Annotated in this window: 16 protein-coding genes and 1 pseudogene; 5 read left to right on the top strand and 12 right to left on the bottom strand. The window is 70.1% G+C overall.

What is annotated here, in order from left to right; translation table 11 throughout:
- Positions 1–19 precede the first annotated feature (19 nt).
- The 4 genes from B056_RS0127295 to B056_RS43150 all read left to right on the top strand — a co-directional run bounded on the left by B056_RS0127295 (position 20) and on the right by B056_RS43150 (position 5,289).
- On the top strand, positions 20–2,782 hold the full coding sequence (locus B056_RS0127295; RefSeq protein ID WP_026240200.1) for a branched-chain amino acid ABC transporter permease/ATP-binding protein: 2,763 nt from the start codon (positions 20–22) through the stop codon (positions 2,780–2,782).
- A 98-nt stretch (positions 2,783–2,880) separates the two neighbouring features.
- Entirely contained in the window at positions 2,881–3,630 is a 750-nt protein-coding gene (locus tag B056_RS0127290) for an ABC transporter ATP-binding protein (RefSeq protein WP_018505023.1), read from the top strand.
- A 262-nt stretch (positions 3,631–3,892) separates the two neighbouring features.
- Positions 3,893–4,807, top strand: a complete 915-nt coding sequence (locus B056_RS38215) for an SDR family NAD(P)-dependent oxidoreductase (RefSeq protein WP_018505022.1) — start codon at positions 3,893–3,895, stop codon at positions 4,805–4,807.
- 83 nt (positions 4,808–4,890) lie between these two features.
- Entirely contained in the window at positions 4,891–5,289 is a 399-nt protein-coding gene (locus tag B056_RS43150) for a cupin domain-containing protein (protein ID WP_018505021.1), read from the top strand.
- 31 nt (positions 5,290–5,320) lie between these two features.
- Here the strand turns inward: B056_RS43150 and B056_RS46235 are convergent.
- From B056_RS46235 to B056_RS38195, 11 genes and pseudogenes are all read right to left on the bottom strand, one after another.
- Positions 5,321–5,613, bottom strand: a pseudogene (locus tag B056_RS46235) (transposase); the annotation flags it as partial.
- A gap of 204 nt (positions 5,614–5,817) precedes the next feature.
- On the bottom strand, positions 5,818–6,351 hold the full coding sequence (locus tag B056_RS0127270) for a VOC family protein (protein ID WP_018505019.1): 534 nt from the start codon (positions 6,349–6,351) through the stop codon (positions 5,818–5,820).
- Between the two features lie 176 nt (positions 6,352–6,527).
- On the bottom strand, positions 6,528–8,084 hold the full coding sequence (locus B056_RS0127265) for an AMP-binding protein (RefSeq protein ID WP_018505018.1): 1,557 nt from the start codon (positions 8,082–8,084) through the stop codon (positions 6,528–6,530).
- Positions 8,081–8,680, bottom strand: a complete 600-nt coding sequence (locus tag B056_RS38210; RefSeq protein WP_018505017.1) for a carboxymuconolactone decarboxylase family protein — start codon at positions 8,678–8,680, stop codon at positions 8,081–8,083. The genes B056_RS0127265 and B056_RS38210 overlap by 4 nt, the downstream gene beginning before the upstream one ends.
- 54 nt (positions 8,681–8,734) lie before the next feature.
- Positions 8,735–10,027: an amidohydrolase family protein gene (locus tag B056_RS0127255; protein WP_230203219.1), complete on the bottom strand. Its 1,293-nt coding sequence runs from the start codon at positions 10,025–10,027 to the stop codon at positions 8,735–8,737.
- 335 nt (positions 10,028–10,362) lie between these two features.
- Positions 10,363–11,553 (bottom strand): lipid-transfer protein, encoded by a 1,191-nt coding sequence (locus B056_RS0127250; protein ID WP_076784787.1) that lies wholly within the window; start codon positions 11,551–11,553, stop codon positions 10,363–10,365.
- Between the two features lie 6 nt (positions 11,554–11,559).
- Positions 11,560–12,003, bottom strand: a complete 444-nt coding sequence (locus B056_RS0127245) for a Zn-ribbon domain-containing OB-fold protein (RefSeq protein ID WP_026240198.1) — start codon at positions 12,001–12,003, stop codon at positions 11,560–11,562.
- On the bottom strand, positions 12,000–13,013 hold the full coding sequence (locus B056_RS38205) for an acyl-CoA dehydrogenase family protein (RefSeq protein ID WP_018505013.1): 1,014 nt from the start codon (positions 13,011–13,013) through the stop codon (positions 12,000–12,002). Before B056_RS38205 ends, B056_RS0127245 begins: the two co-directional genes overlap by 4 nt.
- On the bottom strand, positions 13,010–14,173 hold the full coding sequence (locus B056_RS0127235; protein ID WP_018505012.1) for an acyl-CoA dehydrogenase family protein: 1,164 nt from the start codon (positions 14,171–14,173) through the stop codon (positions 13,010–13,012). The genes B056_RS38205 and B056_RS0127235 overlap by 4 nt, the downstream gene beginning before the upstream one ends.
- 166 nt (positions 14,174–14,339) lie before the next feature.
- On the bottom strand, positions 14,340–15,512 hold the full coding sequence (locus B056_RS38200; RefSeq protein WP_018505011.1) for a thiolase C-terminal domain-containing protein: 1,173 nt from the start codon (positions 15,510–15,512) through the stop codon (positions 14,340–14,342).
- Positions 15,509–16,030, bottom strand: coding sequence for a Zn-ribbon domain-containing OB-fold protein (locus B056_RS38195; RefSeq protein WP_154677270.1), 522 nt, complete (start codon positions 16,028–16,030; stop codon positions 15,509–15,511). Before B056_RS38195 ends, B056_RS38200 begins: the two co-directional genes overlap by 4 nt.
- A 145-nt stretch (positions 16,031–16,175) precedes the next feature.
- Here B056_RS38195 and B056_RS0127220 point away from each other — a divergent pair, with 145 nt between their 5' ends.
- Positions 16,176–17,135 (top strand): NADP-dependent oxidoreductase, encoded by a 960-nt coding sequence (locus B056_RS0127220; protein ID WP_035752984.1) that lies wholly within the window; start codon positions 16,176–16,178, stop codon positions 17,133–17,135.
- Positions 17,136–17,161: 26 nt separating this feature from the next.
- Here the strand turns inward: B056_RS0127220 and B056_RS0127215 are convergent.
- Positions 17,162–17,455 (bottom strand): transposase (locus B056_RS0127215; protein ID WP_018504217.1); only part of this gene is annotated, 294 nt, incomplete at its 5' end.

The following is a 17,455-nucleotide window of genomic DNA, read 5'->3' as shown; positions in this document are numbered from 1 at the left end:
CCGTCCGGGGGATCGAGATATGAGCCAGCATTTCGCTTACCTGCTGCTGGGGCTGGGTAGCGGTGGAGTGTACGCGGCCTTGGCGATGGCCCTCGTCGTGACGTACCGAAGTTCCGGTGTCGTCAACTTCGCGACGGGAGCGATCAGTCTTTACACCGCGACTACTTATGCCTACCTGCGTGAAGGGCAATTCGTAGTACCGATTCCCGGACTGCCGGCCAAGGTGGATCTTCCCTGGAACTCGCTCGCGTTCGTGCCCGCCGCGGCCCTCGCCCTCGCGACGGCCGCGGTGCTGGGAGTCGTGCTGTATCTCGTCGTCTTCCGGCCGCTGCGCCGGGCCGCGGCGGTGGCGAAGGCCGTGGCGTCGATCGGCGTGATGATCGTCATTCAGGGCCTCCTCGGGCTGCGTCTGGGCACCGATCCGCTGACCACGCCGGCCGTGCTGCCGGACGCGACCTGGCACGTGTTCGGTCAGGCGGTCCGGGGCGACCGGGTGTGGTTCGCGCTCGCCATCACCGCTGTGGCGGCCCTGGTAACGCTTCTCAACCGCTTCACCCGGTTCGGCCTGGTCACGCGTGCCGCCGCGGAGACCGAGCGGGGCGCCCTCGTCACGGGACTGTCCCCGGAACGGATCGCCCTCGCCAACTGGGCGTTGAGCGCGGTGGTCGCCGGGATCGCCGGGATCCTGATCTCGCCGATCGTGCCGATCGTGCCGGTCGCCTACACGTTGTTCATCGTTCCCACTCTGGCCGCGGGGCTGGCGGGCGGCTTCACGCTGCTGATCCCCGCGGTCGCCGCCGGCCTCGCGATCGGGATGGTCCAGTCCGAGACGCTGAATCTGCAGTCCACCTACGACTGGCTCCCGCAGGCCGGACTTCCCGAACTCGTCTCTCTCGTGCTCATCGTGGTGGTACTCGTCGTGCGCGGTCGCCCGCTCCCGTCGAGAGGGACTCTCGTCCTGAAGACTCTGGGCGGTGCGCCCCGGCCCCGCAGTATTCTGCCGTCCACCCTCATCAGCGTCCCGATCGGCGCCGGGATCCTGCTCCTGACCACCGGCAGCTATCGGCTGGCGGTCATCACCACCTTCATCTTCGGGGTGATCGCGCTCTCCCTGGTGGTCGTCAGCGGGTACGCCGGCCAGATCTCCTTCGCCCAGCTGGCACTCGCCGGCGTCGGCGCGTTCGCCCTGGCCCGTCTGGCGGGGCAGTGGAGCGTTCCGTTCCCGATCGCCCCGTTGCTCGCCTCCGGCGTCGCCGCCCTCGTCGGCGTGGTGGTGGGGCTGCCCGCGTTGCGTATCCGGGGTTTACCCGTGGCCGTCGTGACGCTCGCGCTCGCCGTGACCCTCCAGGCATTCTGGTTCAACAACCCGGATTTCAACGGAGGATTCAACGGGGCGCCGATCTCGACCCCCTCGCTGTTCGGTGTGAAGTTCAGCGTGGGTGTCATGTCCAACCGGCTGGCGTTTGGATTCCTGTGCCTCGTCGTCCTTTCCCTCGTGGCGGTCGGTGTCGCCGTGCTGCGTCGCAGCCGGCTGGGTGCGGCCATGGCCGCGGTCAAGGCCAACGAGAGATCGGCCGCGGCGGCGGGTATCGACGTCGCGCGTACGAAGATCGCCGCCTTCGCCATCGCCGCGTACATCGCCGGCCTCGGCGGCTGTCTGCTCGCCTACCTGCAGCAGTCGGCGATTCCGTCGACGTTCGACTCGATCACCGGGCTCGGGCTCTTCGCGACCGTGTTCCTCGCCGGGATCACCTCGGTGTGCGGCGGCGTCCTCGCCGGGGCCATCGCCAGCGGCGGCGTCCTCTACGTGGTGCTGGACCGCAACCTGGATCTCGGTAACTGGTACACGGTGCTCGCCGGGGCGCTGCTGGTCGTCAACGTGATCCTCAAGCCGGAGGGCCTGGCGGGCGACCTGCACCGGCTGGTCGCCTGGCTGCGCTCCCGGAGGCGGGCACCGGTCCGACCGGAGGAGACAGGCGAGGCCGACCTGCGTCCCGCCGCCGTGCCCCGACTCGTGGCGGCACCGGCAGCCGATGCCAACCAGGTCGTGCTTTCCGTCCGTGGTCTCACGGTCCGCTACCGCGGCATCGTGGCGGTCGACGACGTGTCGTTCGACGTCGAGGCGGGCACCATCGTCGGCCTCATCGGCCCGAACGGCGCCGGCAAGACAACGCTCCTTGACGCGGTGAGCGGGTACGTGGCCTCGGCCGGCACGGTGACGTTCGAGCAGCTGGATCTGCAGGGGCTCAGACCGCACCAGCGGGTCCGGGCCGGCCTCGGGCGCACCTTCCAGGGGATCGAGCTGTACGAGGACCTGACCGTCGAGGAGAACGTCAGCGTCGGCGAGGAGGCCGCCCGGCACGGCGGTGACCATCTCCAGGTCGGCCGGGGCGATCTGGAGGCGTTGTTCGACGCCCTGCACCTGGCGGGGGTTCGCCAACGGCCGGTGCGCGAGCTCTCGGCGGGATACCGCCAGCTGGTGTCGGTGGCCAGAGCGCTTGCCGGCCGGCCGCGTGTCGTGCTGCTCGACGAGCCGGCGAGCGGCCTGGACAGCGACGAGACCCAGTGGCTGGGGGAGCGGCTGAAGGCCGCGCGAGACCAGGGAATCACCATCGTGATGATCGATCACGACATGAGTCTGGTTCTCGGCATCTGCGACGTCGTGCATGTGCTCGACCTCGGTGCGCTCATCGCGTCGGGGCCTCCGGCCGAGATCCGGGACGACCCGCGGGTCGCGGAGGCATATCTGGGAGCCGTCCCCGACCAGGTGGTGGCCTCATGACCAGCCCGACCAGTTGACCGCGCGGGGCCGCGTCCAGGCACGCGCGACACCTCCGCCGCGCGCCCGGTCGTGCGGCCACCACCAGAGGAGCGGTACCCATGAGCGGGTTGCTGCAGTGCACGGGGCTCGACGCCGGATACGACGGCAAACCGGTCGTGCGCGACTTCTCCCTCACGATCGGTCCGGGGGAGGTCGTCGCCCTGCTCGGCCCGAACGGAGCCGGCAAGACGACGGTCATGCTGACGCTGGCCGGGCTGCTGCCGCGCCTTGCGGGCGAGGTGCGGATCGGCGGCGGTGACACTCCGAACGGCAACCCGGTCGCGCTGACCCGGCGTGGCCTGGTGCTGGTGCCCGACGACCGCGCGCTGTTCACGACGCTCACCACGCTGCAGAACCTGAGCCTGGGCCGGCGAAAGGACGGCCCGAGCCTCGACGAGGTGCTCTCCTACTTCCCGGCGCTCCACCGCTGCCTGGACGTCCGCGCCGGCATGCTCTCCGGCGGAGAGCAGCAGATGCTGGCCATGGGCCGCGCCCTGATGCAGCGACCGAAGGTGCTGATCATCGATGAGCTCAGCATGGGGCTCGCGCCGGTGATCGTGCAGCAGCTCCTGCCCATAGTGCGGCGGGTGGCCACCGAGACCGGCGCCGCGGTGCTGCTCGTCGAGCAGCACGTGGGTCTGGCGCTCGGCATCGCCGACCGGGCGACCGTCCTCGTGCACGGCACCGTGGCGCTCGAGGCGCCGGCCGCGTCGTTGCTCGCTGACATGTCACGCATCCAGCGTGCATACCTCGGCGAGACACCCGAGTTCGGCCGGTCCGCGACGCACGGCCTGTCCGGTGGTCCGTGAGGGCCGATCGGCCGGTTGCGAGCCGGTAGCCGGGGCGTGCGCCGACGTCGCGCGTGCGGCACGTGCCGCACGCGCGACGCGTGCGGCAACCGAGAACGGAGGGTTCCGGAAACGGGGGCGCCGGAAACGACGAGAAGTCCCGGGGTGTACGGCGGGCGGTCAGCGGGAGACGTCGAGTCTCCGGGCCTCGAACCCGGGCCTCGAACCCGGGCATCGAATCGAGCCGAGACAAGCATCGAGACAAGGAAAGGAAAGACTCGTCATGGGGAGTCTGGACGGAAAGATCGCGGTCGTTACCGGCGCGGGCCGGGGCATTGGCCGCTCGCACGCGCTGGGGCTGGCCGAGGCGGGGGCCAGGGTGGTCGTCAACGACGTCGGTCTTGATCTTGTCAGTGGAGAGGGTGGCAGGGGGCTGGACCGGTCGCGTCCGCCCGCGAACGTCGCCCAGGAGGTGGTGGACGACATCGTCGCCGCTGGCGGAGAGGCGATCGCCGACAACACCGACATCGGCAGCATCGCCGCGGGCAAGGAACTGATCGACAAGGTGATCGACCGCTACGGAGACATCGACATCGTCGTCAACAACGCCGGGACGTGGAACGAGTCGACCACGTTCGACCTGGACGACGACAGGTTCGACGCGGAGTTCGGCGTCCACGTGAGAGGGACGATGGGCACGACCAGCGCCGCGGTGAACGCGATGCGCGCGGCCGGGCACCCAGGGCGGATCATCAACACCATCTCCAGTTTTACCGGTATCGGCGGAATGATGATCTACAGCGCGGCCAAGATAGCGGTCGCGTCCTTCACCGCGACCGCGGCGGCCGAGTGCGAGCAGTACGGGATCACGGTGAACGCGGTGTCGCCGCTGGCGATCACCCGCCAGTCGCGGATCTTCTTCTTTCGTACCGGCACGGTGCGGGAGGAGGACGAGGCGACGATCCAGCATCTCGGTCCCCATCAGAACACCCCGCTGGTCGTCTACCTGGCCTCCGACGCCGCGGCCGGGATCAGCGGCCGGATCTTCCACCTCGGACCGGTCGCCTTCACCGCCGACGCGGCGATCCGGCTGCGGGAGCTGTGGTGGGAGCGCGGCGAGGGCGTCGCCCTGGACGGCTGGTCGGTCGAGGAGCTCGAACGAGAGCTACCGAAACTCATCCGTGACGTGGCCGTGTAGGGGCGGTACCGCCCCCGTCGAACCCAGATCTCTGTTCGGACTCCTCCGACAGATCCCGGCCAACCCGCGAAGGGGTTCCCGTCATGAGAAGGATCGGTCTGCACCGCCCAAAGGTTTCGGTCAAGAACGACGAGATCGAGTGGAGTTCCCGTAACGGCGTACTCGCCGCCACTTTCGTCGTCGGCGAACCTGATAACGACGAGGCTCCGGTCGTCGTGCTCGCCGAGTTCGAGCCGAACACCCGGGTCGGGGCCCACACGCACGACAGCGACTACCTCGAGGTCATCATGGCAGGATCTCAGCAGGTTGATCATCAGTGGTACACCGAAGGTGATGTGCGTATCGTCCGCGCGGGAACGGTGTACGGGCCGATCACGGTGGGCCCGGAGGGCGCGAAAGTACTGATCACGTTCCGTACCGGCAGGACGCGCATGGTCCCGCCGAGGCAGGGCGAGGAGATCCCCGTGCGGGTTCCCACCTGAGCGGAGCCAGTGCCGCGCCAGGCCACGTTCGCCTGTCGACGACCTGGCGTGGCTGCCTGTCGGCTGCCTGCCTGTTCCGCCCGATGGTGTACCGGCGGATCATGCTGGCTTGGGCCCGGTGGTCGCGGTGGTCGGTGCCGTCCAACGCGAAGTAGCGCAGGGCGGTGACTGGGCCTCGATCCGGTTGAGCCAACTCGAGTACGCCGGGGTGTGGGCGATCTCAACGTTGCTCGTCGCCGCCCACGCCCCGACCCGCCCATCGACCCGGGTCGACAGGTGCGGTGCGTAGTTGTCGCAGATGATCGCGATCCGCACGTCCGCCGGGCCCGCGAGGGCATCCCAGCGCCGGAGCGGACGAGGGGACCGTCGACGGAGACGGTCCCCTCGTCCGCTCACTCGGACACGCGCGCCTCCGCGGCGGCGGGACGGCAGATGCGAGAAGCCGCGCTCCGCCGGATCCGGCCACCGCGTCGGGGGCGGCGGCGCCCGGTTCGGTGATCACGATGTCGTCCGGGCCGTTGGCTCCGTTCAGCCGGCGGGGAACCGCAGTGTCTCCGACTCGACGACGAAGCCCTCCGGAATCTCCGGACCGACGACTTCGATCGTCAGGTTGGGCAGATCCGTCGGCTGAAGATACTCGAACAAGGCGGTACCGCCCGCGTCGAGGCCGGTAAGCATCGAGACCAGCCCGGCGTTCGCGCTCCCAGCCTGGACGGTTTTCAGGTCACCGGTGCGGAAGCCCAGGTGGTACAGGCATTCGCCGCGTTCTCGCAGTACGTCGGCCGCCGTCCAGTGCCCCTCGGTCGGCTGTACCAGTTCGAGTTTGATCGGGCCCAGCGAGCCGGTCAGCACCGTTCCGCCGACCGTCTCGGGCGTCCCGCGGTACACCGCTTCGGTGCGGAAAACCATGCGCCGCCACTGCCTGACACCGAACACGGCCGCCAGGGTTCGGGCCGTCGCGACCGCGTCCACGACGGCCATGCCGGCATGATCGAGAACGAGGCCGCCCAGCGCGTCGCCGATCTGGTTGTTCTCCGCCGCCGACGGTATCTGTATCGACATCTTGTCTCCTAGCGCCGCCCGAACTGGCCGCCGGCCAGTTCGGGCGGCATCCGCGAGTGTGATCACCCGCTGTCGCGAGCCGTGCGCGTCACGAGCACGGCTCCTGCGCGAGATCCTCCGCTGGAGGTCTCCTTCCGTGTGACGCCAGGGCCGGCCCGGCTCCGTTTGACCGATCGCTAGTTCACCCTGCGGGCTCGATTCCCCCAGTGCCTCTCGCGTAGTGCCTTCTTGTCGATTTTGCCCAGCGGGCTCAGGGGAATCGTGTCGACGAAGTCGAGTGACTTCGGCGCGTGCAGCGAGCCCAGCCGTTCCTTCGCGAACTTGATCAGCTCGTTCTCGGTGACGTCGTCATGGTCGGGCCGGCGGACGACGAGTGCTTTCACGGCTTCGCCCCACCGGTCGTCGGGAACGCCGATGACGGCCACCTCGCGGACCGCCGGATGAGCCCCGAGGCAGTCCTCGATCTCCCGCGGGTAGATGTTGTACCCGCCGGACAGAATCATGTCCTTCTTGCGGTCGACGATATAAAGGAACCCCTGCTCGTCCTCGGTCGCCACCTCGCCGGTGTGCAGCCAGCCTCCCGCGAGCGCCGCCGCCGTGTCGGCCGGACGGTTCCGGTAGCTCTCCAGGGCGACGAGAGGCCCGCGTACGCAGATCTCTCCGGGCTGGCCGCGCGCGACGGGGACACCGTCGTCGTCGAGCAGGCGGACCTCGATGCCGGGCACCGGTCGTCCACACGACGACAGCCGTTCCGGCACGCTCAGATCGTGCTCCTCCTTCCGGAGGACGGTCACGGTCATGGGCGCCTCGGTCTGTCCGTAGAACTGGAAGAACAACGGGCCGAAGACCCGGAGCGCCTCGGCCAGCCGGGTCGGCGAGCACGGGGCGGCACCGTAGAAGATGGTTTTCAGGCTGGTGAGATCCCGGTCCGCCAGGGACGGGTCGTCCAGGATGCGGTAGAGCTGCGTCGGTACGATCAGCGCCGTCGTCACGCGGTGGCGCTCCACCGCCGCGAGCCAGGCTTCGGAGGTGAAGCTCGGCAGGAGGACGACCGAGCCGCCGCGGGCGAAGGTCGGCGGCAGCACCGTTCCGGCGGCGTGGTTCAGCGGCGTCGACAGGAGGATGGTTATCTCGTCCGGCCACTGCCAGAACTCCGTGATCGTCGCCGTGGCGAACGCCTGGGCGGCGGGCGACATGACGATGCCCTTCGGCCGGCCGGTCGTACCCCCGGTGTACACGAGGGCCCGGGGCACCCGGACCGGTCCGGGCTCGGGCGGTTCCGGCGCCTCGACCGAGGCCGCGGCGACCAGGTCGAATCCGATCCCCGCCGGGCCCAGGGCCGCGACGGTTCGCAGCGGTGTCCGACCGTTCAAAGTGCGGACGACGTCCTCGTACCGGGGATCGAAGACGACTCCGTCCAGTTCGGCGTCCCGCAGAACGAACGTGTGGTCGTCGACCGAGCTGAGCGGATGGAGCGCCGTCGTGCGCACGCCGATCAACTGCGCGGCTGTCCGCACGTAGAACAGTTCGGGGCGGTTCCCGGACAGGATGGCGACACCGTCCCCGGGCCGGACGCCGGCCGTCAGCAGCGCGCGCGCACAGCGGTAGATCGATCCGAGGACCTCCCGATAGGTGATCGTCGTGCCCTCGAAGAAGAAGCACGGCCGGTCACCGTGCTCGGCGAGGTACTCGATGACCGGCAGGCGTAATGCCGCCGCGGTCTCGCTGGTCAACTCGACGACACCTCCTCACAGCGTTCGGGAGTGGCGTCGTACTCCAGCCGCAGCGAGCGGCACAGCAGCCCGAACATCACGTACTGGGCCGCGATGTAGGCGGCCTCGAGGACCGCGGTTTCGGGGAAGTGCTCGCGGAGCCGCTCGTAGGTGGCGTCCTGGGAACGGCCGCGGCCCAGCGAGATCTCGTCGGCCAGGCCGAGCAGGGCGCGCTCGTCCGGGGCGAAGACGGTCGAGGTGGTCCACACCGGGATCTCGGCCGCCTTGTTCTCGGGATAGCCGGTGGCCCGCAGGAACTTGCGGTGCTGTGAGTACTCGAACTTGCTCTCGATGTTGAAGGCCGCGCGGACGATCACCAGCTCGCGTTGGGAACGGGTCAGCTCGCGTGCGTTCGACCGGACGAAGTCGTTGGCGAAGGTCCTGGCGTGCACGATGATCTCGGGCACGTTGGCGAGGACGGTCCAGAAGTCGCCCGCGGACCCGGTCGCCGTGCCCGGCTCGGCGACCGGGTCACGGCCCGGCGAGAAGACGTCGTCGTAGATCGCCTGAACGTGGGCGGGCGCGTCGCCGCGCGCGACCGGACTCAGGCGAGCCACGGGCTCGGGGTTCCCGGCTCGGCGTCGTGGGCGGGCACCGGCCCGGACGGCGGCTCAGCCCACCGGTGCATTGTCCCGCGCCATCGTCCAGTTGAAGATCCGCTCGGCGTTCCCGTGCGTGATCGCCTCGATCTCCTCGTCGTTGCAGCCGGCTTCCTCGAACGTCATGGCCGCCGATGTCTGGCTCTCCGGCCAGGTGGTGTCATTGTGCGGGTAGTCGCACTCCCACATGATCCGGTCGATGCCGATGTCGTTGCGGTACCGCAGGCAGATCGGTTCCTCGACCATGCAGAGGTACATGTTCTGCCGGAAGATCTCCGACGGGAGGATGTCGTCGGTGCCGTTGTAGACCCCGTGCCGCACCCAGAAACGGTCCGCTCGCTCCAGGGCGTTCGGAACCCAGCCGATGCCGCCCTCCGAGAACACGAACTTCAGGCCCGGGAACTTGCGGCACACCGGACTCATCATGAGGTTCACCGACGACATGATGGATCCGACCTGATGGAGGGAGAAGGTCAGTACTTCGGGTGCGTCCGGCGAGGGCGTCGGCCGCCACGTGCTGGTGCCGATGTGGAGGCACATGACGATGTCGCGTTCCTCGCAGGCCCGCCAGATCGGATCCCAGAACGAGTTCCAGTAGGAGGGCAGGCCGAGGGGCACCGCGTTCTCGGGGAAGGAAATCGCCCGGGCGCCGAGATCGGCGCAGCGGTGGATCTCCCTGGCCGCCAGTTCCGGATCCCACAGCTGGCAGATTATGGTCGGCACATACAGGCCGGCCGGTCCTCCCGGGCACCATTCGTCGATGATGAAGTCGTTGTACGCGCGGACGCAGGCATCGGCCAGTTCCTTGTCGTCGAACGTCAGGAACAGTGTGCCGGAGAACCGTGGAAGCGTCGGGAACAACACCGAGGCGAAGATGCCGTCGGAAAGCAGGTCCTTCGCGCGCTCGGCCGGGTCGTAACAGCCCGGCCGCATGTCCGAGAACCGGACGGGATCAAGATTGACCTGATCGCGGGGACGGCCGACGACGGCATTCAGGCCCATGGTTTCGCCACGAACACCGTTGTATATCCAGTACTCGCGACCGTCCTCTTCGATCACCCGCGGCGCCGCCTCGAGAAACTTCGCGGGCACTCGGTCCTGCCATACCCGAGCGTGCTCGATAATATGATCGTCCGCGCTGAAAAGTTTGAGCATGGCCACCTCGCGTGCGAAGATTCCCGACTCAGCCGCTGCCGAGCGCCGTGGATAGCCCGAGTTTAGTCGGCCATACGATAGTTGGCAACCATAGCATCTTCGGGACCCGTCATTGATCCCTGGTGGGGAGATTCGCCGCCCAGGTGACACGGGTGTGTTCTCGTGTCGCGCCCGCCAGCCGGGCGGGCGGCGGGGATCGCGACGGGTTCCGCCTGCGCGGCCGACGAAACCCGTGACCTTTCCGGAGTGACGGAAGGCGGGACGACACGACGGTCCGGAACGCCACGGCGGTGTTGGCCGAGGGTATCGACCCCTGCCCGGTGGGCGTGGTCGCCGTTATTGTCGAGGTGTTTTCCGGCGACGGTGATTCCCGTCGCCGGCGAGGCCCGTTCCCCGAGCCGCGGCCCGAGCGGGCGTGGCCTGGCCTGGCGTCGCCGGGCTCTCCCGCCCCCTGGTCGGACGGGGACCGGGTCTCCCGTTCCCGCTCAGGTGCTCAGGACGACCGCCGAACCATGACCGAACAGGCCCTTGTTCGCGGTGAGGCCCGTACGGGCTCGGCTCACCTGGCGGCCGGTCGCCCGCCCCTGAAGCTGCCAGGTGATCTCGCCGACCTGTGCGATGGCCTGCGCCGGCACCGCCTCCCCGAAGCAGGCGAGCCCACCGCTCGGGTTCACCGGGATCCGTCCGCCGAGCGCGGTCTCACCGTCGCGCAGCAGCTTCTCGGCCCCTCCCGGCGCGCAGAAGCCCAGATGCTCGTACCAGTCGAGCTCGATCGCCGTCGCCAGGTCGTACACCTCGGCGACGTCGATGTCGTCCGGCCCGATGCCGGCCTGCTCGTACGCCGCGTCGGCGATGGAGTCCATGTAGCCGCGCGGCGGGGGAGCGACGACGAGGGACGAGTCGGCGGAGATGTTCGGAAGCTCGAGCACGGTGTTCGGGTACCTCGGCGTGATGCTGGCGACCCCTCGAAGGCGAACCGCGGGCGACGCTCCGGCGAGCTGCCGGGCCTTGGCCTCGCTCACCAGCACCAGCGCCGCACCGCCGTCGGACGTCGCGCAGATGTCGAGCAGGTGCAGCGGGTCGGAGACGACGGGCGAGGCGAGAACCTCCTCGACGGTGACCTCCCTGCGGTACCGGGCGCGCGGGTTGGCCCGCCCGTGCCGGGAGTTCTTCACCTTGACCGCGGCGAAGTCCTCCTGGGTGGCGCCGTAGAGGTCCATCCGCCGGCGGGCCATGAAGGCGAAGTACACCGGGTTCGCCGCTCCGAGCAGTCGGAACCGCAGCCAGTCGGGGTCGCTCGGGCGGTCACCGGCGTTGGGGGCCAGGAAGCCTTTGGGGGTGGTGTCGGCCCCGACGACCAGCGCGACGTCGCACAAGCCGGCGAGGATCCGGGCCCGGGCGATGTCGATCGCCATCGTTCCCGACGCGCAGGCGCCGTAGGCGGTCGCGAGCTGCGCACCGGACCAGCCCAGAGCCTGCGCGATCGACGAGGCGGCGACATACCCGGCGTATCCGTTGCGGACGGTCTCACCGGCGGCGACGAACTGCACGTCGGGCCAGTCGAGGCCGGCGTCGGCGAGCGCCTCCGTCGCGGCCTCGACGCCGTACTCGACGAACCTCCGGCCCCACTTGCCCCACGCGGTCATCCCGACGCCCGCCACGACAACGTCACTCAACGTCTTTCACCTTGCCCTCTCGCTCGGGCGCCACTTCCAGATCGTGTAGTCGTGGTCGTCGTCGCTGAAGAGTGTGTCGATCACGAGTTCCACGCTTGCGCCCACCCGCAGGTCGTCGACCCCGACTCCGGCGACGGCCTGGCCGATGACCACCAGGCCGCAGTCGTCGACCTCGACCGCGAGCAGCGCGAACGGCGTGTACGGCGCGGTGGCCGGGACGAACGGGGGCGGCGGCTGGTAGCGCAGGTCCGTGTAGCTCCACACCGTGCCCGTGGGGCCGAGCCGCGCCCGGGTGAACTCGCGTCCGCCGCAGCCGGGGTTGGCGCAGAAGTAGGTCACGGCCGGGAACGTCACCGTGCCGCAGGTGGCGCACCGGCCGCCGACCAGGGCGGGACCGCCGTCCTCGGTGAACCAGCCCTCAGCGCCGAGTGCCGGCACTCGTGTCCTCATCGCTTCTCCTCCGGCGACCCGGGAGCGCGGACGCACGACGCGGGGTCGGCGCCGTCGAGCCGGCCTGTGATCGCGGCCGCGACGGCTTCGGCGTGGAACGCCCGGTCCCCCCACGAGCGGGTGAGCGCCCACGCCCGTTTCATGAGCAGTTGCAGGTCGTATTCGACGGTGTAGCCGATGGCGCCATGACATTGGAGCGCGGCCCTGCCGGTGACCGCGGCGGCGTCACCCGCCAGCGCCTTGGCCATCGACACGTCGCGGGCGACTGTCCGGGCCCGGGACGCCAGCGAGTGCCCGGCCCGCGAGACGGCGGGAGCCGCGAACTCGATCTGGACGAGCGCGTTGGCCAGGTGATGCTTGACCGCCTGAAACGAACCGATCGGCACCCCGAACTGGCGGCGCTCGACGACGTAGGCGACGGTGATCTCCAACATGCGCCGAGCCAGCCCGACGAGCTGGGCCGCCACGCCCACGGTGCCGCGAAGACCGGCCGTGGCGATCTCCGCGGGGTCGTCGGTCACGAGTGTGCCCGCCGCGAGGGGGCGTACCGTTCCCGCGCGCCGGGCACCGTCGACGGTCGTGACGGCGGTGACCGCGACCTCGTCGGGCCGGTACGCGCGCAGCGCCGGACCGGCGCGCAGCAGGAGAAGGTCGGCGTCGGCGGCGCACGAGACGAGGCCGCCGCCCAGGTCGGTGGCCACCAGGCCGGACACGCCGAGCGGCGCCGCCACCATCGCGCTCTCCACGATCGGATGGGGCAGGGCGCAGCGGCCCGTCTCCTCGAGGACGGGAACCAGCGCGCACTCGTCGAGGCCGAGACCGGCGCGCGACTCGGGGACGAGTATCGCCGTCACGCCCATCTCGTCGAGACGGTTCCAGACACCCCGGTCGAGCTGGCCGGGCGGGGCCTCCCACGCCTCGCGCACCACCGACATCGAGCACTCCTTGGCCAGCAGGTCGTGCACCGCGTGGCGAAACGCCGACTGTTCGGCGGTCAGTGTGAACCTCATCGGCGCGGCAATCCCAGGAGCCGTTCCGCGGCGATGTTCCGCTGGACCTCGTTGGTACCGGCGTAGATCGGCCCCGAGAGCGAGAACTGCCAGCCCCTGCTCCATGGGCCGTCGCGCTCCGCGTCGGGACCGAGCAGGTCGAGAGCCGTCTCGTGCAGCTCGACGTCGAGCTCGCTCCACCACAGCTTGCTCAGGCTGGCCTCGGGTCCCGCCTGCTCGCCGGCCGCGAGAAACGTCACCGCGCGCAGCGTGTGGAGCTGGTAGGCCTCCGCCTTCATCCACGCGTCGGCCACCCGACGGCGCAACACGGCGTCGCCTCCGCCGCGTTCGGCCAGGAGGCCGGCCAACCGGTTCGCGGTCGCCAGGAACCGACCCGGTGACCGTAAGGTCAGGCCTCGTTCGGAGCCGGCCGTGGCCATCGCCACGGCCCAGCCGTTGCCCGGTTCCCCGAGCACCACGCCGCCGGGGACGGCCTCGTCGGCGAGGAAGGCCTGATCGAAGAAGACCTCGGCGAAACCCTCGTCGCCGTCGAGCCGGCCGAAACCGCGCACGGTCACGCCCGGCGTGTCGAGCGGGACGAGCAGGTAGCTGAGGCCGTGGTGCCGCGTCGAGCCGGCGACCGTGCGGAACAGCCCGAACAGATGGGTGCAGAAGGCGCCTCGTGTCGTCCACGTCTTCTGGCCGTCGAGCACCCAGCCGCCGTCGACGCGCCGCGCCGCGCTCGTGAGCGAGGCGAGGTCGCTTCCCGCGTTCGGCTCGCTCCAGCCCTGGCACCACAGGTCGTCCGCGTTGGCCACGCGCGGCAGGATGCCGTCGCGCTGCGCCGCCGTACCGAACTCGTAGACCGACGGAGCCAGCAGGAAGACACCGTTCTGCGTGACGCGCATCGGAGCCCCGGCGCGGTGGTACTCCTCCTCGAACAACAGCCATTCCCACAGGGACGCGCCCCGGCCGCCGTGGTGCGGCGCCCATGACACGGCGGCCCAGCGGCCGGCGAACAGCCGGCGCTCCCAACGCAGGTGCTGAGCGAACCCCTCCGGGGTGTCGCCCGACAGCACCGGGCCGGCCAGCTCGTCGCGCCATTCGGCCAGGTTCGTCTCGAGCCAGGCCCGCGCTTCGCGGCGGAAGCCCTTCTCGTCCTCACTCCAGCTGAGGTCCATGGCTCACCCCATCCACATCGAGGGACCACGTCACGCCCGGCCGCTGGCCCTCTCGGGCCGCGCACCGCGCCAACGATGTTGGAAACAATTACTATGCTATCCGATAATTTGCTAGCCGAGCAATGGCTCGGGCCAGGCCGGACGACCTCGGGGCGGCCCGGTCTGGTCAGTCCTCGGCGGTGAGGACGACGGCGGCGGCGCCGTGGCTGGGATCGCCGGCCTGGGCGAGCGTGACGCGCGCACCGTCGACCTGGTGGAACGCGCGGCCCTGCAGCTGGCGGACCGCCTCGATCACCTGTGGTGTGCCGTGCAGCCGGCCTCGGCCCAGGGCGCCGCCGTTCGTGTTGACCGGGACGCGGTCGGCCGGGTCCCTCGCGAGATAGTCGAGCCCTTCGCCCTCGCCGCAGAACCCCAACCATTCCGCCCAGAACGGAACGTAGTAGCTGAAGCCGTCATAAAGATTGGCCTGATCGACGTCGGACGGACGCAGGCCGGCGCGCTTCCACAGCAGTGCCCCGAGCTGCCGCCCGCTTTCGGCAAGGTGCTCGTACTGCATGATCGGGCTGTTGTGGCGCGGCAGCCCCAGGCTCACGTGACCGGCGACATGGGCGGGGCGCCGGCGGAGGTCCCTGGCCCGCTCGGCGGAGGAGACGACCACCGCGCCGCAGCCGGTGACCGGCATGTCGCAGTCGTACAACGACAGCGGCGTCGCGATCATCCGGGCCTGGAGGTAGTCGTCCGCCGAAAGCGGTTGTCCCGAGAAGACGGCGTCCGGGTCGTCGACGACGAGCTCCCGATTCCTCGACACGAAAGCGGCCATGTCGGCCCGGGATTTTCCGTACTTCCACAGGTACCGGGCGTACGGCAGCGCGAAGGCCGGGACGGTGTGGCCGAGACCGTAGGGGTGCGTGAACTGGTTGTCCGCCTCCGCGACGTCGGCCTCGACCCGGCCGAAGTGCCCGGGCGGGTTGTACATCCCGCGCCACACCAGGACGTGCCGGGCCGCGCCGGCGAGTACCGCGTTGATCGCCTCGACGAGGGCGCCGACGACTGTCCCCTGCGAGACCGAGCACGCCCAGCCGAGGTTGTCGAGGCCGAGTGTCCGGGCGACGTAGTTCACGCCGGCCACGTCGACGCCGTCCACGATCGCGCCGACCGGTCGGGACGGATTCGGATAGTTGGCCAGACCGTCGATGTCGGCCACCGACAAGCCGCAGTCCTCGACCGCCCGCAGGCACGCCTGGATCACGTGCGCGCCGAGCGGGCGCGAGGACCGGCGGGCGACGTCGGAGAACCCGGTGCCGACGACCGCCGCGCCCCGACCGGCCGGGCGGGTCATGCGGTCGCTCCTTCGCCCACCCGGAACTGGGGGAGCAGGCCGCCGTCGTCCGGCAGGCGCTCGAACGCCACTTCGACCCGCGCCCCGATCCGGGCGCCCGGTCCGTGGTCGCCGACCAGATTCGACACCACGACCAACCCTTCCTGCTCGTCGAGCTCGACGGCGACGACGATCAGCGGGAGGGCCGGCTCGAAGCCGGGTACCAGTGCCTCCGTCATGACGGTGAGGCTGTGGATCGTCCCCCGGCCGCTCACCGGTTCGAAGCCCAGGTCCTCGGAGTGGCATCGCGAACACACGGGCACCGGCGGGTGGAAGCGACGCCCGCAGGCGCGGCATCGCTGGATGCCCAGCTCGCGCCGCGCCGCCGCCGCCCAGAAGCCGTTCGTCAGCCTGGTCGGCACCGGCCGCGGCCGGCGGACCACGCCGGCGTGGTCGTTCGTGATCGTCCCCACCCGCTCGGTGGCCCGCGGGTCGCGCTCGGTTCGAGCTCCCTCGGCGGCCGCGGCCGTGTCGTTCATGTCGATCGTCACCTCGATGCGTTGACGGGCCGCGCACGGCGTCCGCGATCGGTGTCCTCCGTCGATACAGCCCTCTTCCCCATATACAAGGCTGTCATACTATCGGTTGGCCAAGTATAAGTCGGAACAAGGAGTTGGGCGACAGATGCGAGTGGTGGGAGTGACGCCTGACGCGTATGGCGGTCCGGAGGCGCTGCGCCTGTTCGAGCTTCCCGACCGCCACGCCGGCCCGGGGAAGATTCGGATAGCTGTGCACGCCGCGGCGGTGAATCCCACCGACACGGTGGTGCGCAGCGGGCTCGCCCACGAGCGTCAACAGGGTGTCGACCCGCCGTACGTGCCCGGGATGGACGTCGCCGGCGTGATCGACGAGATCGGCCCGGACACCGGGACCGGCCTCGCGGTCGGCGAGTCGGTGATGGCGATCGTGATGCCCAGGGGAAGTCACGGGGGCTACGGCGACAGCATCGTCGTGGCGCCCACGTCCGTGGCGCGGACTCCGGCGGGCCGCACCCTCGTCGAGGCCGCCACGCTACCGATGAACGGGCTCACGGCGCGGCGCGCGCTCGACCTGCTCGCCGTCCCGCCGGGCGGCACGGTCGCGGTGACCGGGGCGGCCGGAACGCTGGGCGGATACGTGGTTCAGCTCGCCAAGGTGGACGGTCTGCGGGTGATCGCCGACGCGGCCGAATCCGACGAGGACCTGGTGGCCTCGTTCGGCGCCGACGCGGTGGTGCGGCGTGGTGACGACGTCGCCCGACGGATCCGTGAAGTGGCGCCCGGCGGAGTGGACGCCCTCGTCGACGCGGCCCTGCTCGGTGCCCTCGTCCTGCCGGCCGTGCGCGACGGCGGCGCGCTCGCCGCGGTGCGGCCGTCCGGCGGCGAGACCGAGCGCGGCATCACGGTGCACCAGGTGTGGGTCCGGGACTACCGCCACGAGCAGGCGAAGCTCGACCGACTGCGCCAGCTCGTGGAGGAGGGGCGTCTCACCCTGCGGGTCGCCGGAGTGTTCCCGCCCGACCAGGCGGGCGAGGCGCACGCTCGACTCGAGCGGGGCGGAACCAGGGGCCGGCTCGTCATTCGGTTCCGCGCCGATCCGGCCTGAGTGCCTGTCCTGAATCTTGATGTTGTTTAGCTCTCGGTTGTCTTTCGGGGGGTCCAGCGTGGGACGGGAGCGTGGCGGGCGAGGCGGCGGGCCATGGTGCGGATCATGGCCCAGTGGACGAAGGCCGTGGAGCTGGCCGGGTCGCGTTCGTAGTCACGGGCGAGGCGGCGATGTGCGGTGATCCACGCCAGGGTGCGTTCCACCACCCAGCGTCTCGGGAGTGGCTGGAAGCCTTTCTGGCCTTCCTTCTTCCGGACGATCTCGACGGTGGTCTTCACGACACTGGCGGCCCAGACGACGAACCGGCCGGCGAAACCACC

Origin of the sequence: Parafrankia discariae, from assembly GCF_000373365.1 — a bacterium.
Classification (GTDB): Bacteria; Actinomycetota; Actinomycetes; order Frankiales; family Frankiaceae; genus Parafrankia; species Parafrankia discariae.
The sequence above is the reverse complement of the archived record's forward strand: the minus strand, read 5'-3'. Positions and strand labels throughout refer to the sequence as shown.